At 63.1% G+C, this 16,795-nt stretch carries 17 protein-coding genes; 11 read left to right on the top strand and 6 right to left on the bottom strand.

Annotated features, from left to right (window positions below; genetic code table 11):
• Entirely contained in the window at positions 1-1,344 is a 1,344-nt protein-coding gene (locus MFF34_RS02775; protein ID WP_371097094.1) for a glutamine synthetase family protein, read from the bottom strand.
• Between the two features lie 244 nt (positions 1,345-1,588).
• Between MFF34_RS02775 and MFF34_RS02770 the strand changes: the two genes are divergently transcribed.
• The 5 genes from MFF34_RS02770 to MFF34_RS02750 all read left to right on the top strand — a co-directional run bounded on the left by MFF34_RS02770 (position 1,589) and on the right by MFF34_RS02750 (position 6,257).
• Positions 1,589-2,461 (top strand): LysR family transcriptional regulator, encoded by an 873-nt coding sequence (locus MFF34_RS02770; RefSeq protein WP_027592151.1) that lies wholly within the window; start codon positions 1,589-1,591, stop codon positions 2,459-2,461.
• Positions 2,462-2,640: 179 nt separating this feature from the next.
• Positions 2,641-2,904, top strand: a complete 264-nt coding sequence (rpoZ, locus tag MFF34_RS02765; protein ID WP_012312123.1) for a DNA-directed RNA polymerase subunit omega — start codon at positions 2,641-2,643, stop codon at positions 2,902-2,904.
• A gap of 59 nt (positions 2,905-2,963) precedes the next feature.
• On the top strand, positions 2,964-5,072 hold the full coding sequence (gene spoT / locus MFF34_RS02760) for a bifunctional GTP diphosphokinase/guanosine-3',5'-bis pyrophosphate 3'-pyrophosphohydrolase (protein WP_027592150.1): 2,109 nt from the start codon (positions 2,964-2,966) through the stop codon (positions 5,070-5,072).
• A 23-nt stretch (positions 5,073-5,095) separates the two neighbouring features.
• Positions 5,096-5,476, top strand: coding sequence for a RidA family protein (locus MFF34_RS02755; protein WP_027592149.1), 381 nt, complete (start codon positions 5,096-5,098; stop codon positions 5,474-5,476).
• A gap of 55 nt (positions 5,477-5,531) precedes the next feature.
• Positions 5,532-6,257, top strand: coding sequence for a hypothetical protein (locus MFF34_RS02750; protein WP_099430803.1), 726 nt, complete (start codon positions 5,532-5,534; stop codon positions 6,255-6,257).
• 130 nt (positions 6,258-6,387) lie between these two features.
• Here the strand turns inward: MFF34_RS02750 and MFF34_RS02745 are convergent, their stop codons facing one another.
• Entirely contained in the window at positions 6,388-7,245 is an 858-nt protein-coding gene (locus MFF34_RS02745) for an SDR family oxidoreductase (RefSeq protein ID WP_099455724.1), read from the bottom strand.
• Between the two features lie 192 nt (positions 7,246-7,437).
• On the opposite strand from MFF34_RS02745, the gene exbB reads away from it, so the two are divergent.
• The 6 genes from exbB (at position 7,438) to MFF34_RS02715 (ending at position 14,154) form a co-directional block, all read left to right on the top strand.
• Positions 7,438-8,409, top strand: coding sequence for a tonB-system energizer ExbB (gene exbB, locus MFF34_RS02740; protein WP_238210120.1), 972 nt, complete (start codon positions 7,438-7,440; stop codon positions 8,407-8,409).
• Between the two features lie 3 nt (positions 8,410-8,412).
• Positions 8,413-8,841 carry a TonB system transport protein ExbD gene (exbD, locus tag MFF34_RS02735; RefSeq protein WP_013974803.1) on the top strand — a complete coding sequence of 143 codons (429 nt, stop codon included), beginning with the start codon at positions 8,413-8,415 and terminating at the stop codon, positions 8,839-8,841.
• Entirely contained in the window at positions 8,838-9,569 is a 732-nt protein-coding gene (locus MFF34_RS02730; protein WP_027592144.1) for an energy transducer TonB, read from the top strand. Before exbD ends, MFF34_RS02730 begins: the two co-directional genes overlap by 4 nt.
• A 94-nt stretch (positions 9,570-9,663) precedes the next feature.
• Entirely contained in the window at positions 9,664-10,590 is a 927-nt protein-coding gene (locus MFF34_RS02725; protein ID WP_027592143.1) for a hydrogen peroxide-inducible genes activator, read from the top strand.
• Positions 10,591-10,593: 3 nt separating this feature from the next.
• Entirely contained in the window at positions 10,594-12,672 is a 2,079-nt protein-coding gene (gene recG / locus MFF34_RS02720; RefSeq protein ID WP_027592142.1) for an ATP-dependent DNA helicase RecG, read from the top strand.
• Between the two features lie 78 nt (positions 12,673-12,750).
• On the top strand, positions 12,751-14,154 hold the full coding sequence (locus MFF34_RS02715) for an aminoacyl-tRNA deacylase and HDOD domain-containing protein (RefSeq protein ID WP_238210118.1): 1,404 nt from the start codon (positions 12,751-12,753) through the stop codon (positions 14,152-14,154).
• Positions 14,155-14,285: 131 nt separating this feature from the next.
• Here MFF34_RS02715 and MFF34_RS02710 read toward each other — a convergent pair whose 3' ends face one another.
• The 4 genes from MFF34_RS02710 to MFF34_RS02695 form a co-directional block, all read right to left on the bottom strand.
• Positions 14,286-14,660 (bottom strand): helicase, encoded by a 375-nt coding sequence (locus MFF34_RS02710; protein WP_027592140.1) that lies wholly within the window; start codon positions 14,658-14,660, stop codon positions 14,286-14,288.
• Positions 14,661-14,807: 147 nt separating this feature from the next.
• Positions 14,808-15,107: an HU family DNA-binding protein gene (locus MFF34_RS02705; RefSeq protein WP_027592139.1), complete on the bottom strand. Its 300-nt coding sequence runs from the start codon at positions 15,105-15,107 to the stop codon at positions 14,808-14,810.
• A 188-nt stretch (positions 15,108-15,295) separates the two neighbouring features.
• The gene (locus tag MFF34_RS02700; protein ID WP_238210116.1) at positions 15,296-16,444 is read right to left on the bottom strand and encodes an NAD(P)/FAD-dependent oxidoreductase; all 1,149 of its coding nucleotides are present in this window, start codon (positions 16,442-16,444) and stop codon (positions 15,296-15,298) included.
• 34 nt (positions 16,445-16,478) lie between these two features.
• On the bottom strand, positions 16,479-16,646 hold the full coding sequence (locus MFF34_RS02695; RefSeq protein ID WP_027592137.1) for a rubredoxin: 168 nt from the start codon (positions 16,644-16,646) through the stop codon (positions 16,479-16,481).
• Positions 16,647-16,795: the final 149 nt, after the last annotated feature.

The raw sequence follows: 16,795 nt of genomic DNA, 5'->3' as shown, positions 1-16,795 counted from the left end.
TTACACCGTGTGCAGGTACCAGTTGTACTCGAGGTCGGAGATCGACACTTCAAACTCGGCCAGCTCGCTTTCCTTGCAGGCGACGAAGATATCGATGTAATCCGGGCTGATGTATTGATTGAGCACTTCGCTGTCATCCAGCGCGCGCAGGGCATCGCGCAGGTTGTTCGGCAGGCTCTGTTCCAGTTGTTCGTACGAGTTGCCTTCAATCGGCTCACCCGGCTCGACCTTGCTGGTCAGGCCGTGGTGGATACCGGCGAGAATGGCCGCGAGCATCAGGTAAGGGTTGGCGTCAGCGCCGGCCACACGGTGCTCGATGCGCACGTTCTCGCTGCTGTCGGTCGGCACGCGAACCGCGACGGTGCGGTTGTCCAGGCCCCAGCTCGGCGCGTTGGGCACATAGAACTGCGCGCCGAAGCGGCGGTACGAGTTGATGTTCGGGCAGAGGAAGGCCATCGACGCCGGCATGGTCTCCAGCACGCCACCGATGGCGTGGCGCAGCGCGTCGCTTTCCAGCGGGTCGCTGCTGGCGAAGATGTTCTTGCCGGTTTTCTTGTCCAGCAGCGAGATGTGCACGTGCAGCCCGTTGCCCGCCTGGCCCGGGTAGGGCTTGGCCATGAAGGTGGTGTCCATCTCATGGTCGTAGGCCACGTTCTTGATCAGGCGCTTGAGCAGGATCGCGTAGTCGCAGGCCTTCAGCGGGTCGGCAACGTGGTGCAGGTTGACCTCGAACTGCGCCGGGGCGCTTTCCTTGACGATGGCATCGGCCGGCAGGCCTTGCTCCTTGGCCGCTTCGAGCATGTCTTGCAGGCAGTCGGCGTATTCGTCGAGGTCGTCGATCAGGTACACCTGGGTCGACTGCGGGCGCTTGCCCGAAATAGGCGAGCGCGGCGGTTGCGGGCGGCCGTTGAGGTTGTCCTGGTCGATCAAGTAGAACTCAAGCTCGAACGCGGCGCAGATATCCAGGCCCAGGTCGTCGAACTTGCTGACCACCTGGCGCAGCACTTCGCGCGGGTCGGCAAAGAAAGGCTGGCCTTCGATCTCGTGCATGGTCATCAGCAGCTGAGCGGTCGGGCGTTTCTGCCACGGCTCGTTGCACAGCGTGCCGGGGATCGGGTAGCAGATGCGGTCGGCATCGCCAATGTCCAGGCCCAGGCCGGTGCTTTCAACGGTCGAACCGTTGATGTCGAGGGCAAACAGTGACGCCGGCAGGTTGATGCCTTTTTCGTACACCTTGTGCAGGCTGGCCCGCTCGATGCGCTTGCCGCGTACCACGCCATTCATGTCGGAGATCAGCAGATCGACATACTGCGTATCCGGATGGGCCTGGAGGAAGTCTTTCATCTCGCTGGAAGAACTGGCGCACGGGGTGACCGACGTCATGGTGTACATCCTTTGATTTGCTGCGGCGATGTGGGGATACGGCTGGCGCCTCACGGGCGACGATGGTTGCAGCTGTTGTTTTTTTCACTTTCCCATCGTGGGGATTGGTTGCCCGACCGGGCGCATTGATTCCCAGGGGCGGTTCCACTATAAAATGGCCTCAACGCAACAGACATTGGCATTTCGGCAAGCAGAGCGTGCATCAATGCAATATCAGATTACCCACGCCGACCTCTCCCTGGTCCTGGCCCTGGAACGTGGCCGCTCGTTGGCCAAGGCTGCCGAACTGCTCAAGGTGGACGTCTCGACGGTGTTCCGCTCGATCCGTCGCCTCGAGTCGGCACTGGGCACCGCGCTGTTCGTCAAAAGCCGTAAAGGCTACCTGCCCACCGACACCGCCCAGGCTCTGGCCGAGCAGGCCGAGCGCGCCGAACAGGCCCTGGAGGCCGCGCGCATCGCCATGACCAGCGGCGAACAGGTGGTCAGCGGTACGGTGCGGCTGACCTGCACCGAGGCGGTAATGCACAGCCTGCTGCTGCCGGCATTGGCCGACTTCATGCCCAATTACCCCGCGTTGTCGCTGGAAATGGGCACCTCCAACACCTTCGCCAACCTCAGCCGGCGCGATGCCGACATCGCCCTGCGCCTGACCAATACGCCGCCCGAACACCTGGTAGGCCGCTGCCTGGGTTCGACCTCCTACGTGATCTGCGGCCAGCCGCAGTGGCGTGAACGGCTGACCGAGTCGGCCAGCAGCGTGCCGTGGATTGCCCCGGACGACTCGATGCAGGACCACCCGACCGTGGTCTGGCGCAACCAGCAATACCCTGGGTTGAGCCCACGCTACCAATGCAGCGGCATGTCGACCATTGCGCAACTGGTCAGCACCGGGCTGGGCGTGGCGGCGCTGCCCGACTACATGGTGCATGCCTTGCCTGGCGTCGATGCGCTGAGCGGCCCGCTGCCCGGTTGCGACACCCAGCTGTGGCTGTTGACCCGGCCCGATTGCCGGGCGTTGCGCTCGGTGCAGACATTGTTCGAGGAATTGACCCCGCGGTTGCGCGACGCGATGTTGTGAGATACAAGAGGAGGGTGTCTGTTGCGGCCCTTTCGCGGCTAAACCCGCCCCCACAGGGGCTGGCCTGATCCGCGCGTGGCAAAACAGCGCTTCCCTATTGGCTGGTGAATTTTTATACTATCGAGTCCGCCTGCCCATATTGGGCTGCACGCCCACCGCAATTGCTACTGAGGAAGACCATGGCCCGCGTAACTGTTGAAGACTGCCTGGAACACGTGGATAACCGCTTTGAGCTGGTCATGCTCTCGACCAAGCGCGCCCGTCAGCTGGCGACCGGCGGCAAAGAGCCACGCGTCGCGTGGGAAAACGACAAGCCGACCGTTGTTGCCCTGCGTGAAATCGCCGAAGGCATCGTCACCAACGAGTTCATCGCTGCTGAAGAGATCGTCACCGAGGATCCGGTCTTCGCCGCGTTCGAGGACGAGTCCAACGAGGCTGTCTGATTGATGCCAGGTCGACGTCGCGCGGCACAAGGCCCTCTTCCTCTGCAAGAGGTGAACCCATGCCGGGTATAGAAGCCTTAGCCGAACGGCTGTCGACCTACCTGGGCCCCGAACAGGTCAACCTGGTTCGGCGCGCCTATTTCTACGCCGAGCAGGCCCACGACGGGCAGCGCCGCCGCAGCGGCGAACCCTACGTGACCCACCCGCTGGCCGTGGCCAGCATCCTCGCCGACATGCACATGGACCATCAGAGCCTGATGGCCGCCATGCTGCACGATGTGATCGAAGACACCGGCATCGCCAAGGAAGCCCTCTGCCAGCAATTTGGCGAGACGGTTGCCGAACTGGTCGATGGGGTCAGCAAGCTGACCCAGATGAACTTCGAGACCAAGGCCGAGGCGCAGGCCGAGAACTTCCAGAAAATGGCCATGGCCATGGCCCGCGATATCCGCGTGATCCTGGTCAAGCTGGCCGACCGCCTGCACAACATGCGCACGCTGGAAGTGCTGTCCGGTGAAAAACGCCGGCGCATTGCCAAGGAAACCCTCGAAATCTACGCACCCATCGCCAACCGGCTGGGCATGCACACCGTGCGCGTCGAATTCGAAGACCTTGGCTTCAAGGCCATGCACCCAATGCGTTCGTCGCTGATTCACCGGGCGGTCAAGAGCGCCCGCGGCAACCGCAAAGAGATCGTCGCTAAAATCGAACAATCGCTGGCCAACTGCCTGGCTGCCGACGGCATCCAGGGCGAGGTCAGCGGCCGGCAGAAACACCTCTATGGCATCTACAAGAAGATGCGCGGCAAGCGCCGCGCCTTCAACGAGATCATGGACGTGTACGCCTTCCGCATCATCGTCGACAAGGTCGACACCTGCTACCGCGTGCTCGGCGCCGTGCACAACCTGTACAAGCCGCTGCCCGGTCGCTTCAAGGACTACATCGCGATCCCCAAGGCCAACGGCTACCAGTCGTTGCACACTACGCTGTTCGGCATGCACGGCGTGCCCATCGAAATCCAGATCCGCACCCGCGAGATGGAAGAGATGGCCAACAACGGCATCGCCGCCCACTGGCTGTACAAGTCCAACGACGACGAGCAGCCAAAAGGCAGCCACGCGCGGGCCCGACAGTGGGTCAAGGGCATCCTCGAACTGCAGCAGCGCGCGGGCAACTCGCTGGAATTCATCGAGAGCGTGAAGATCGACCTGTTCCCGGACGAGGTCTATGTCTTTACGCCCAAGGGCCGGATCATGGAGCTGCCGAAAGGCTCCACGGCCGTCGACTTCGCCTATGCGGTGCACACCGACGTGGGCAACAGTTGCATCGCCTGCCGCATCAACCGCCGCCTGGCGCCACTGTCTGAGCCCCTGCAAAGCGGTTCGACGGTAGAGATCGTCAGCGCGCCGGGCGCCCGGCCGAACCCGGCCTGGCTCAACTTCGTGGTCACCGGCAAGGCACGCACGCACATCCGCCACGCCCTCAAGCAACAGCGCCGCTCCGAGTCCATCAGCCTCGGCGAACGCCTGCTGAACAAGGTGCTGACCGGCTTCGACAGCAGCCTCGAAAAGATCCCGCAGGAGCGCATTCAGGCGATTCTCGCCGAGTACCGCCTGGAGCTTATCGAAGACCTGCTCGAAGACATCGGCCTGGGCAACCGCATGGCCTATGTGGTGGCGCGGCGCCTGCTGTCGGCCGAAGGCGAACAGCTGCCAACGCCGGAAGGCCCGCTGGCCATTCGCGGTACCGAAGGCCTGGTGCTTAGCTACGCCAAATGCTGCACGCCGATCCCCGGTGACCCGATCGTCGGCCACCTGTCGGCGGGCAAAGGCATGGTCGTGCACCTGGAGAACTGCCGCAACATCAGTGAAATTCGCCACAACCCAGAGAAGTGCGTGCAACTCTCCTGGGCCAAGGACATCGCTGGCGAATTCAATGTCGAGCTGCGTGTCGAGCTGGAGCACCAGCGCGGCCTGATTGCGCTGCTGGCCAGCAGCGTCAATGCCGCCGACGGCAACATCGAGAAGATCAGCATGGACGAACGCGACGGCCGTATCAGCGTGGTCCAACTGGTGGTCAGCGTGCACGACCGCGTGCACCTGGCACGAGTGATCAAGAAGCTGCGTACCTTGACCGGTGTGGTCCGCATCACCCGCATGCGTACGTAGTCCGCCAACCGCAAGGAGTCATCATGAGCAAGTCCGTCATCAACAGCGACAAGGCCCCTGCCGCCATCGGTACCTACTCTCAGGCAATCAAGGCCGGCAACACCGTGTACATGTCGGGCCAGATCCCACTGGACCCCAAGACCATGGAACTGGTCGAAGGCTTCGAGGCCCAGACCGTGCAGGTCTTCGAAAACCTCAAGGCTGTGGCTGAAGCCGCGGGTGGCTCGTTCAAGGACATCGTCAAGCTGAACATCTTCCTCACCGACCTGAGCCACTTCGCCAAGGTCAACGAAGTGATGGGCCGTTACTTCGAACAGCCTTACCCAGCCCGCGCCGCCATTGGCGTTGCCGCGCTGCCAAAAGGCTCCCAGGTCGAGATGGACGCGATCCTGGTCATCGAGTGATGCTCCTGGTGACGGGCGCCCTGCCCGTCACCTTCTCTCCCCAAGGTTACCCACCATGCGTCAAGCACTGCCCCTCGCGCTGGCAGCCCTGCTTCTGAGCGGTTGCGCCAGCCATAAACCCGAAGACTTCAACGGCACCTGGATCAACCAGGACGCCATCAAAGCCGCCGTCAAAAGTGGCAGCCTGCGTCAGGCACTGAACGAACACGGCCCTGTGTTCGAGTGGAAACTCGACGTGGCTCACCAACAGGCCAGCTTCAGCAATGGCTTCGAGGCGGCCGACGGCCAGTTGAGCGCCAACGAGAAGCAATGGCTGGCCAGCTTCCAGGACGGCCAGACCGAGCAGCTGGCGCTGGATGGCGACGAGCTGAAAACCACTGCGCAGTCCGGTACCGAACAAACCTTCGTGCGCGTCAAGCAACCCGGCAATGCACCGCTGGGTGGCAGCTTCGAGAAGGCGCTGTACCAGGCCTACCTGGGCGGTGAATGGAAAATCATCGACGGCCAGGGCAAAGGCACCGCCGTTCGCTTCAGCGACACCGGCAACGTCAGTGGCCTGCCTGGCCCGGACCGTTTTGCCCTGTGCCTGGCCGGCGATTGCGCGACCATGGGCGGTAGCAACGACAGCCTGTGGCTAGAGCGCAAACAACGCGGCGCGCCGTTTATCATCAAGCGTGATGGCGACACGCTGGAGATTTTCCAGGCCGTTAACCGCGCGAAGCCGGATGAAATGCCGGTCTTGGCGGCCGGTGCTCGGCAATGGGTGTTGGAGAAGGACTGAGGCCTGCCAGGATCTCTACCCGTCACGCCGGCGCTTTCGCGGGTAACCCCGCTCCCACAGCTACCCCGCTGACAACAGAATCAGCGCTCACCCTGTGGGAGCGGGTTTACCCGCGAAGAGGCCGGTAGACTCACCCCTTACCCTGCAGAATCGCCGCATACCCTTCTTTGTAACTGGGGTACTCTGGCACCCAGCCCAACGCCCGCACACGGGCATTGCTGCAGCGCTTGCTGCCCGTACGGCGCACCCGCTGCTCATCCGACCACTCGGTAACGCCCAGGTACCCACGCAACCAGCCCACCACATCGGCCAGCGGCGCCGGGTCGTCATCGACACCTATATAGCAGTCATCCAGCGCCACGCCGTCGGCATCGGCCTGCAGCAGGTAAGCCAGCAAGCTTGCGGCGTCTTCGGCATGAATACGGTTGCCATACAGCGGCGGCTCTTCAGCCACACGGTAGCCCTGACGCACCTGGCTCAGTAGCCATTCACGGCCCGGCCCGTAGATGCCGGTCAAGCGCACCACGCTTGCCGGGATACCACTGGCCAGCGCCAAGCGCTCGGCGTCGAGCATGATCCGGCCAGAATACCCTTCAGGCTCAGTGGCAGCCGTCTCGTCGACCCACTCGCCGTCTTTTTGCGCAAACACGCTGCTGCTGGACACAAACAGCAAGCGACGCGGGTGCTGACCACGTTCGGCAAGCCAGGCCAGCACATGGCGCAACCCGTCGACATAGGCCGACTGATACCCCGCCTCGTCGTGCTGGCTGGCCGCCACGCAGTACACCAGGTAGTCCGGCGCTCGCTGTGGCCACGCTGGCGGGATGGTGGGTTCGGCCAGGTCGGCGGCCACCGGCACAACACCTGCGGGCAGGTGCTCGACCGCGCGACGCAGGCCACTCACCTGCCAGCCACGGGCCAGCAATTGCTGGGCCAGACGGCCGCCCACATCACCACAACCTACGACCATTACTGAAAGGTCTGACATCTCAAAACTCCCTAGACCAGTTGATCAAACCCGCCACGCTACACGATGAGTGGCTAGACCTTAGGTGAAAAAAGCAACAAGATTACTTTTGTTAACAAGAATTACTTGCAATAATGGCGCCCCTATCTGTTCTCGGCCTATCTCGAGGCCTTGGAGAACGTTCACTCTTTTTCTTCATCAGGTCCGGCCAGCATGACACGTACTCAACCCTCCGCTTCGCCAACCCCGTCGCGCGCCTGGCGTGCCATCGCCGCGCTGATGTTCAGCCTGGTACTGGCCCCAGTAGCCATGGCCGATGAGCCAACTGCCAACGCCAGCACCCCGGCTGCCGCTGCCGCCCCGGCTAACACCGCCGCTGCCCCAGCCGCAGACGGCTCGGCACCTGTCGCCAACGCCCCGGCCGATGCGCCAGCCGCTGTAGACCCAAGCGTCGAAGCACTGGTCGAAGATACGTCCCTGGGCATGGCGCACGACCTGTCCCCATGGGGCATGTACAAGAACGCCGACATCGTGGTGAAGATCGTCATGATCGGCCTGGCCATTGCCTCGATCATCACGTGGACCATCTGGATTGCCAAAGGCTTCGAGCTGATGGGCGCCAAGCGTCGTCTGCGCGGCGAGATCGCCCAGCTGAAGAAATCCGCCAGCCTCAAAGAAGCCAGCGACGTCTCGAACAAGGAAGGCACCCTGGCTCACACCTTGGTCCACGATGCGCTCGAAGAGATGCGCCTGTCGACCAATGCACGTGAAAAAGAGGGCATCAAGGAGCGCGTCGCCTTCCGCCTCGAGCGCCTGGTAGCCGCCAGCGGCCGCAACATGAGCAGCGGCACCGGCGTGCTCGCCACCATTGGTTCGACCGCACCTTTCGTCGGCCTGTTCGGCACCGTGTGGGGCATCATGAACAGCTTCATCGGCATCGCCAAGACCCAAACCACCAACCTGGCAGTGGTTGCCCCAGGCATCGCCGAAGCCCTGCTGGCAACCGCCTTGGGCCTGGTTGCGGCAATCCCGGCAGTGGTCATCTACAACGTCTTCGCCCGCTCCATTGCCGGCTACAAGGCTCAGGTGTCTGACGCTTCTGCCCAGGTGCTGCTGCTGGTCAGCCGTGACCTGGACCACCAAGGCAGCGAGCGCGCCGCCCCGCACATGGTGAAAGTGGGGTAAGCCATGGGCCTGCATCTCAACGAAGGTGGCGACGACCTCGCCGAAAACCACGAAATCAACGTTACGCCGTTTATCGACGTGATGCTGGTACTGCTGATCATCTTCATGGTGGCGGCGCCCCTGGCCACGGTCGACATCAAAGTCGACCTGCCGGCCTCGACCGCCAAACCAGCGCCGAGGCCCGAGAAACCGGTGTTCGTCAGCGTCAAGGCCGACCAGAAGCTGTATGTCGGCGACGATCAGGTCCCTGCCCCCGACCAGCTTGGCCCGATGCTCGATGCCAAGACCAAGGGCGACAAGGAAACCACCATCTTCTTCCAGGCCGACAAGGGCGTGGATTACGGTGACCTGATGGAAGTGATGAACAACATGCGCGCGGCCGGCTATTTGAAAGTCGGTCTGGTAGGTCTCGAGACGGCAGCCAAGAAATGACGAAGACGCGGCACAATCTGGCGCGTTACAGCGGCAGCCTGGCACTTGTGCTGGGTGTCCATGCCGTCGCTGTGCTGCTCACGCTCAATTGGTCGGTGCCTCAGGCGATCGAGCTGCCGCCGGCAGCCATGATGGTCGAGCTGGCACCTTTGCCGGAGCCTGCGCCACCACCCCCTCCAAAAGCCGTCCCACAGCCGCCGGCACCGGTTGAAGAACTGCCGTTGCCCAAGCTGGTGGAAGCCCCTAAACCCAAGATCGCCATCGCCAAGCCGCCCAAGCCGAAGGCCAAGCCCCAGCCGCCCAAGCCCGAGAAAAAGCCTGAGCCGCCGAAGGAAGCGCCGCCGACCGAAAGCGTGGTAGACGCACCGCCAAGCAACACGCCACCGCAGAAGTCCGCGGCACCGGCACCGAGCATTGCGTCCAACAGCAACGCCCTGCCTACCTGGCAGAGTGACCTGCTGCGCCACTTGGCCAAGTACAAGCGTTACCCGGAAGACGCGCGTCGTCGCGGCCTGCAGGGCATCAACCGCCTGCGTTTCGTTGTCGATGCCGAAGGCAAGGTGGTGTCGTACGCCATGGCCGGGGGTTCGGGCAGCGCGGCGCTGGACCGGGCGACCCTGGAAATGATCCGTCGTGCCGGCACGGTACCTAAGCCGCCACCTGAGTTGTTGAACAACGGCACGATCGAAGTCGTGGCGCCGTTCGTCTACTCGCTGGACCGCCGCTGAGACTTTTGTTCCTGTCACAAATCGGCAAGTCTGATAACGTGCGTCTATCGATTGCAGCCGCTATGCTGGGCTCGCAACTTCATGGACGCACGTTATGACCCTCACAGAATTACGCTACATCGTCACACTCGCCCAGGAACAACATTTTGGCCACGCGGCCGAACGTTGCCACGTGAGCCAACCGACCCTGTCGGTCGGTGTGAAGAAGCTCGAGGACGAGCTTGGCGTGCTGATTTTCGAACGCAGCAAGAGCGCGGTGCGCCTGACCCCGGTCGGTGAAAGCATCGTCGCCCAGGCGCAGAAGGTACTGGAACAGGCCCAAGGCATCCGCGAGCTGGCCCAGGCCGGCAAGAACCAGCTGACTGCCCCGCTCAAGGTCGGTGCCATCTATACCGTCGGCCCTTATCTGTTCCCGCACCTGATCCCGCAGCTACACCGTGTGGCACCGCAGATGCCGCTGTACATCGAAGAGAACTTCACCCACGTACTGCGCGAAAAACTGCGCAACGGCGAACTCGACGCAGTGATCATCGCCCTGCCGTTCAACGAAGCCGACGTGCTGACCCTGCCGCTGTACGATGAGCCATTCTGCGCCTTGATGCCTGCCGACCACCCATGGACGGCCAAAAAGACCATCGACACCGCCATGCTCAACGACAAGAGCCTGCTGCTGCTCGGTGAAGGCCACTGCTTCCGCGACCAGGTCCTGGAAGCCTGCCCGACATTGAACAAAGGCGGCGAAGGCTCCCGGCACACCACGGTGGAATCCAGCTCCCTGGAAACCATTCGGCACATGGTTGCCTCGGGCCTTGGCGTCTCGATCCTGCCGCTGTCGGCAGTGCACAGCCACCATTACGCGCCAGGCATCATCGAAGTGCGCCCGCTGACTGCGCCAGCACCGTTCCGCACCGTGGCCATCGCCTGGCGTGCCAGCTTCCCGCGGCCCAAGGCCATCGAGATCCTCGCTGACTCGATCCGCCTCTGCTCGGTCGCCAAACCTCCTGTGGAACAGCCGGCCTGAGTCATGAGTGAGCTGTCGAAGGTCCCGGTCACGGTGCTCAAAGGGGTGGGCGATGCCATGGCGGAAAAACTCGCCAAGGTTGGCCTGGAGAACCTGCAGGACATACTGTTCCACCTGCCCCTGCGCTACCAGGACCGCACCCGTGTGGTGCCCATTGGCGAGCTGCGCCCGGGGCAGGATGCCGTGATCGAAGGTGTAGTAAGCGGTGCGGACGTCACCATGGGCAAGCGCCGCAGCCTCGTGGTGCGCCTGGGTGACGGTAGCGGCGTATTGAGCCTGCGCTTCTATCACTTCAGCAATGCGCAAAAAGAAGGCCTGAAACGCGGCACGCACCTGCGCTGCTATGGCGAAGCCCGCCCCGGCGCCTCTGGCCTGGAGATCTACCACCCGGAGTACCGGGCGCTCAACGGCGACGAGCCTCCGCCCCCGGTGGAACAGACCCTGACGCCGATCTACCCGTCCACCGAAGGCCTCACCCAGCAACGCCTGCGCCTGCTCTGCCAGCAGAGCCTGGGCATGCTCGGCCCGCGCAGCCTGCCCGACTGGCTGCCCGATGAGCTGGCCCGGGACTACCAGTTGGCGCCGTTGGACGATGCCATCCGCTACCTGCACAACCCGCCGGCCGATGCCGACCTCGACGAGCTTGCCGAAGGCCAGCATTGGGCTCAACACCGCCTGGCGTTCGAAGAGCTGCTGACCCACCAGCTGTCGCAGCAACGCCTGCGCGAGAGCCTGCGCAGCCTGCGTGCCCCCGTACTGCCCAAGGCCAGCCGGTTGCCGGCGCAATACCTGGCCAACCTGGGCTTCAAGCCGACCGGCGCCCAGCAACGGGTGGCCAACGAAATTGCCTACGACCTGGCCCAGGCCGAGCCCATGATGCGCCTGGTACAGGGCGATGTCGGGGCCGGTAAAACGGTGGTCGCCGCACTGGCGGCACTGCAAGCGCTGGAGGCCGGTTACCAGGTGGCGTTGATGGCCCCCACCGAGATCCTCGCCGAACAGCACTTCATTACCTTCAAGCGCTGGCTCGAACCGCTGGGCATCGAGGTGGCATGGCTGGCCGGCAAGCTTAAGGGCAAGGCCCGGGCCAGCTCGCTGGAGCAAATCGCCAACGGTGCACCGATGGTGGTGGGCACCCATGCGCTGTTCCAGGAAGAGGTCAAGTTCAAGCACCTGGCCCTGGCGATCATCGATGAACAGCACCGGTTCGGTGTGCAGCAACGCCTGGCCCTGCGCAAAAAAGGCGTGGCCGGCGAGCTGTGCCCGCACCAGCTGATCATGACTGCGACGCCGATCCCACGGACCTTGGCAATGAGCGCCTACGCCGACCTCGACACCTCGGTCCTCGACGAACTGCCACCCGGGCGTACGCCGGTGAACACCGTGCTGGTGGCCGACAGCCGCCGCTTCGAGGTGGTCGAGCGGGTACGCGCCGCCTGTGCCGAGGGGCGTCAGGCCTATTGGGTGTGCACCCTGATCGAAGAATCCGAAGAGCTGACCTGCCAGGCGGCCGAGAGCACCTATGAAGAGCTTGGCAGCGCCTTGGGCGAGCTACGCGTCGGCCTTATCCACGGGCGCATGAAGCCTGCGGAAAAGGCCGAGATCATGGCCCAGTTCAAGGCCGGTGAGCTGCAACTGCTGGTGGCGACCACGGTCATCGAGGTGGGGGTGGACGTGCCCAATGCCAGCCTGATGATCATCGAGAACCCCGAACGCCTGGGCCTGGCCCAACTGCACCAGCTGCGTGGCCGGGTTGGCCGGGGCAGCGCAGTGAGCCACTGCGTGTTGCTGTATCACCCGCCACTGTCGCAGATCGGCCGCGAACGCCTGGGGATCATGCGTGAAACCAACGATGGTTTCATCATCGCGGAAAAAGACCTGGAACTGCGCGGCCCCGGCGAGATGCTGGGAACACGCCAGACCGGCCTGCTACAGTTCAAGGTCGCTGACCTGATGCGTGATGCCGACCTGCTGCCGGCCGTACGTGATGCCGCCCAAGCGCTGATCGCGCGCTGGCCGGACCATGTCAGCCCGTTGCTTGACCGCTGGCTGCGGCACGGCCAGCAATACGGCCAAGTGTGACGCCAGTCCCACAATGGATCCAGATTTGCGGCGGGACTGGTTATACTTCGCGTTTAAAAGAATTAGTGGATACGGACCATGACTGAAGTTGCCCTGGACACCGCAACCCCACACGCGCCCTCTGTTATCCGGCTGCTGCTCGATAAGGTTGGCGTCACCTACCGCGAAGTGCTCGAGCATGCGCAATTGCCTGCCGCCTCGCGGGTGCAGGCGGTGCTCCTCGACGACGAAGTCGGCGCCTTGATGGTGTTGTTCCCGCAGAGCCAGCTGCTTGACCTCAATCGCCTGACCGAGCTGACCGGCCGCAAGCTGACCGCCGTATCGGTCCCCCGGCTCAAGCAGATGCTCGACAAGCACCACCTCAAGCGCCTGCCGGGCATTCCGGCGTTGACCAGCTCGCCGTGCCAGTACGAAAAAAGCCTGCTCGACTGCGAGACAGTGCTGATTCAGTCCGGCGAAGCTGGCCTGTTGCTGGAAATCGACCGCGCGAACTTCAAGCGCATGCTCGCCAAGGCCAGCGCCAGCAGCTTTGGCCAGGAGGTGAAGGCCATCAGCCCGAACCTCGACCGGCCTGATGACGACTCCCACGAAATCACCCAAGCGGTCCAGGCCTTTACCGCGCGACGTATCCAGAAGCGCCTGGAAGAAACCATCGAAATCCCGCCGTTGGCCGACACGGCGCAGAAAATCATCAAGCTGCGGGTAGACCCCAACGCCAGCATCGATGACATCACCGGCGTGGTCGAGACCGACCCTGCGCTGGCTGCGCAGGTGGTCAGCTGGGCGGCATCGCCCTACTACGCCTCACCAGGCAAGATCCGTTCAGTGGAAGACGCCATCGTGCGCGTGCTGGGCTTCGACCTGGTCATCAACCTGGCCCTTGGGTTGGCCCTGGGCAAGACCCTGAGCCTGCCCAAGGACCACCCGCAGCAGGCCACACCGTATTGGCAGCAGTCGATTTACACCGCAGCCATCATCGAAGGCCTGACCCGCGCCATGCCGCGGGCAGAGCGCCCGGAAGCCGGCCTGACCTACCTGGCGGGGCTGCTGCACAACTTTGGCTATCTGCTGCTGGCGCACGTGTTCCCGCCGCACTTCTCACTGATCTGCCGGCACCTGGAGGTCAACCCGCACCTGTGCCACACCTATGTGGAACAGCACCTGCTGGGCATCAACCGCGAACAGATCGGCGCGTGGTTGATGAAGCTATGGGACATGCCAGAAGAGCTCTCGACGGCGCTGCGCTTCCAGCATGACCCGTCTTATGAAGGCGACTATGCAGCGTTCCCCAACCTGGTGTGCCTTGCGACTCGCCTGCTGCGTTCGCGCGGTATTGGCTCGGGGCCTCAGGAAGAGGTACCCGATGAACTGCTGGAGCGGTTGGGGGTGACTCGGGAGAAGGCCGAGGATGTGGTGAACAAGGTGCTGGAAGCCGAAACCCTGCTGCGGGAACTGGCATCGCAGTTTCACGCCCCGCACTAATAGCTTGGGGCGTCCTGCGCACCCGTTGTAGGAGCAGCCTTGCGCTGCGAAAAGGCCGGTGAAAACACAGTGAATCTTCGCTGCAGTCACCGGCCTCTTCGCAGCACTAGGCTGCTCCTACAGGGCCAGGCTCAGCGCTTTTTCTTCGGCTTGAGGTACTTCATCAAGCCCTGGAACCACATCACCAACGCCGGATTGCCCTTGATCTGGATGTGCTTGTCCTGAATCCCCTGCATAAAGGCCAACTGCTTGTTGCTTGCCTGCAGCGTGGCAAACCCGTAAGCGGCATCTTTGAACGCAATGGCGAACGCCGGCTGTGGGTGCACGCCACCTTTGCTGCTGATGCGCTCGTCGCTGACGATGAAGTGCCGGGCGATTTTGCCGTCCAGGGTCTGCATCTGGAATACCAGATCCTTGTCCTTGAGCTGCTGCTTGAACGCCGGGTTGTTACGGCTGGCCCTGGCCATCAACAGCCCCATGGCCCAGAGAAGAAAGCGGAACTTCATCAACGCGCCTCGAATAAAAAATGACTGAGTCGCGCAGTTTATCCTCTTCCAGAACTATTTATGCAAGTTCGCAACATATCCCTACAGAAAGCACAACGGGCGCCCTGGGGCGCCCGCTGAACCGACACTGGGGATGTCAGGATTCGATCACTTGCCTTTCTTGGCTGGCTTGGCCGGTACGTTGACGCTGTCACGCAGGTTCTTGCCTGGCTTGAAGGCTACGGTGTTGCTGGCCTTGATCTTCACCGGCTCGCCGGTCTGGGGGTTCTTGCCGGTACGCGCACCACGGTGACGTTTTTCAAAGGTGCCGAAACCGACCAGGGTCACGGTGTCCTTGTCCAGCGCACCGGTAATGCTGTCGAGGATCGCATTCAGCACCACGTTGGCCTTTTCCTTGGTCAGATCGGCCTTTTCGGCGATGACAGCGGCGAGTTCTGGTTTGCGCATAGTGAAGCCTCTTTGACGGGATTTTTTGTTGTTATGCCGTGCTGCCTCTGGGAGCAGCGCTCAAGGCACCGCAGGCTCTAATCTGCGGCAGACGGGAGTGAGAATGGCACGCCCACCGAGGCCGCGCCAGTATCTGGGCGGCCATTGTGTGAGCAACAACAGGATAAATCCGACAGAACGCCCGCTATTTACGCCATTACCGGGGGTAACTGACGATTCAGCGCCAGCTTTTCCATCACGGCCGCACCGGTCAGGGCATAGCCCAGCAGCTTGCCGTCGGCATCGTGGCAGAGCACCTTGAGGTCGCTGCCCTGCCCCTCCACCTGCCAGTTGCCGTCGTGCCCTTGCGGGGGCGGCGAGACCACCAGCGGGCACGCCGGGGTCTTCACGGTGATCGGCATCGCCCCGTAACTGACGGCCGTGGGGTTGCCGGCCAGGGTTTGCGCCAAGGCGCGGGCACAGCTCATCAGCGGCATCACATAGAGCAGGTTGATGCCGTCCACCTCGGCGCAGTCGCCCAGGCCGAAGATATTGGCGTGGGACGTGCGCAACTGCCGGTCCACCACCACGCCGCGATTAGTCTGCAGGCCAGCAGCGGCGGCAAGATCAGTACGGGGGCGCAAGCCGATGGCTGAAACCACCAGGTCGCAGGCAATCACGCTGCCGTCGGACAGGTGCGCCTCAAGGCCCTGCGCAACCTGCTGCAGGCGCGTCAGCACCGGGCCCAGGTGGAAGCGCACGCCAAGGCCCTCTAGCCCGGCCTGCACGGCAGCGGCGGCGGCTGGGTGCAACAGGGTCGGCATCACCTGCTCGCACGGGGCCACCACCTCGACCTGGAACCCGCCCAGGCTCATGTCATTGGCGAATTCGCAGCCAATCAGGCCGGCGCCCAGAATCAGCACGCGCTGCTTGCCGGCAGCGGCGGCGCGAAAGCGTGCGTAGTCCTCCAGGTCGTTGATCGGGAAGACCTGCCCGCCAGCGTCGCCATCGATCGGCACCTGCACGGTCTGGGCGCCCCAGGCCAGCACCAGGTCGCGATAGGCCACGGCCTCTTCGCCGATCCACAGGCGCTTGTGGCCGGGGTCGATGCCGCTGATACGGGTGTGGGTGCGGATTTCGGCCTTGAGCTGCTCGGCCATCGCGCCTGGCTCGGCCATGCACAACCCATCGGCATCCTTGAGCTTGGCAAAACCCGTGGAGAGCATGGGCTTGGAGTAGGAACGACCATCGTCGGCGGTAATCAACAGCAGCGGCGTCTCGCCATCGAGCTTGCGAAATTCACGGGCCAGGTTGTAGCCGGCCAGGCCAGTACCGATGATGACTACGGGGGACGTCATGTCGTGCTTACCTCAGGGTGGGAACAGGGGATGATCAGCCGATGGCGATCATTTCGAAGTCGCTCTTGCCGACGCCGCAGTCGGGGCACAGCCAGTCTGCAGGCACGTCTTCCCAGCGGGTGCCGGGGGCGATGCCGTCGTCGGGCCAGCCTTCGGCTTCGTCGTAGATCAGGCCACAGACAATACATTGCCATTTTTTCATCGGTACGGATTCCTCGTTTCAGGCTCGGGCTTGTGTCGCTGCTGATGGCCCGCCAGGGGGCCGCCGCGCAATCTTTGGGGGCTTTTTACTGGCCCTGCCAGCAGTATGCAAGCAGTCGGGGCAATCATGCTAAGCTCGCCGCCTCTCTG

Origin of the sequence: Pseudomonas sp. PAGU 2196 (genome assembly GCF_022179005.1) — a bacterium.
Classification (GTDB): domain Bacteria; phylum Pseudomonadota; class Gammaproteobacteria; order Pseudomonadales; family Pseudomonadaceae; genus Aquipseudomonas; species Aquipseudomonas kermanshahensis.
Note: the sequence above shows the minus strand (reverse complement) of the source record. Positions and strands in the feature narration are given on the sequence as shown.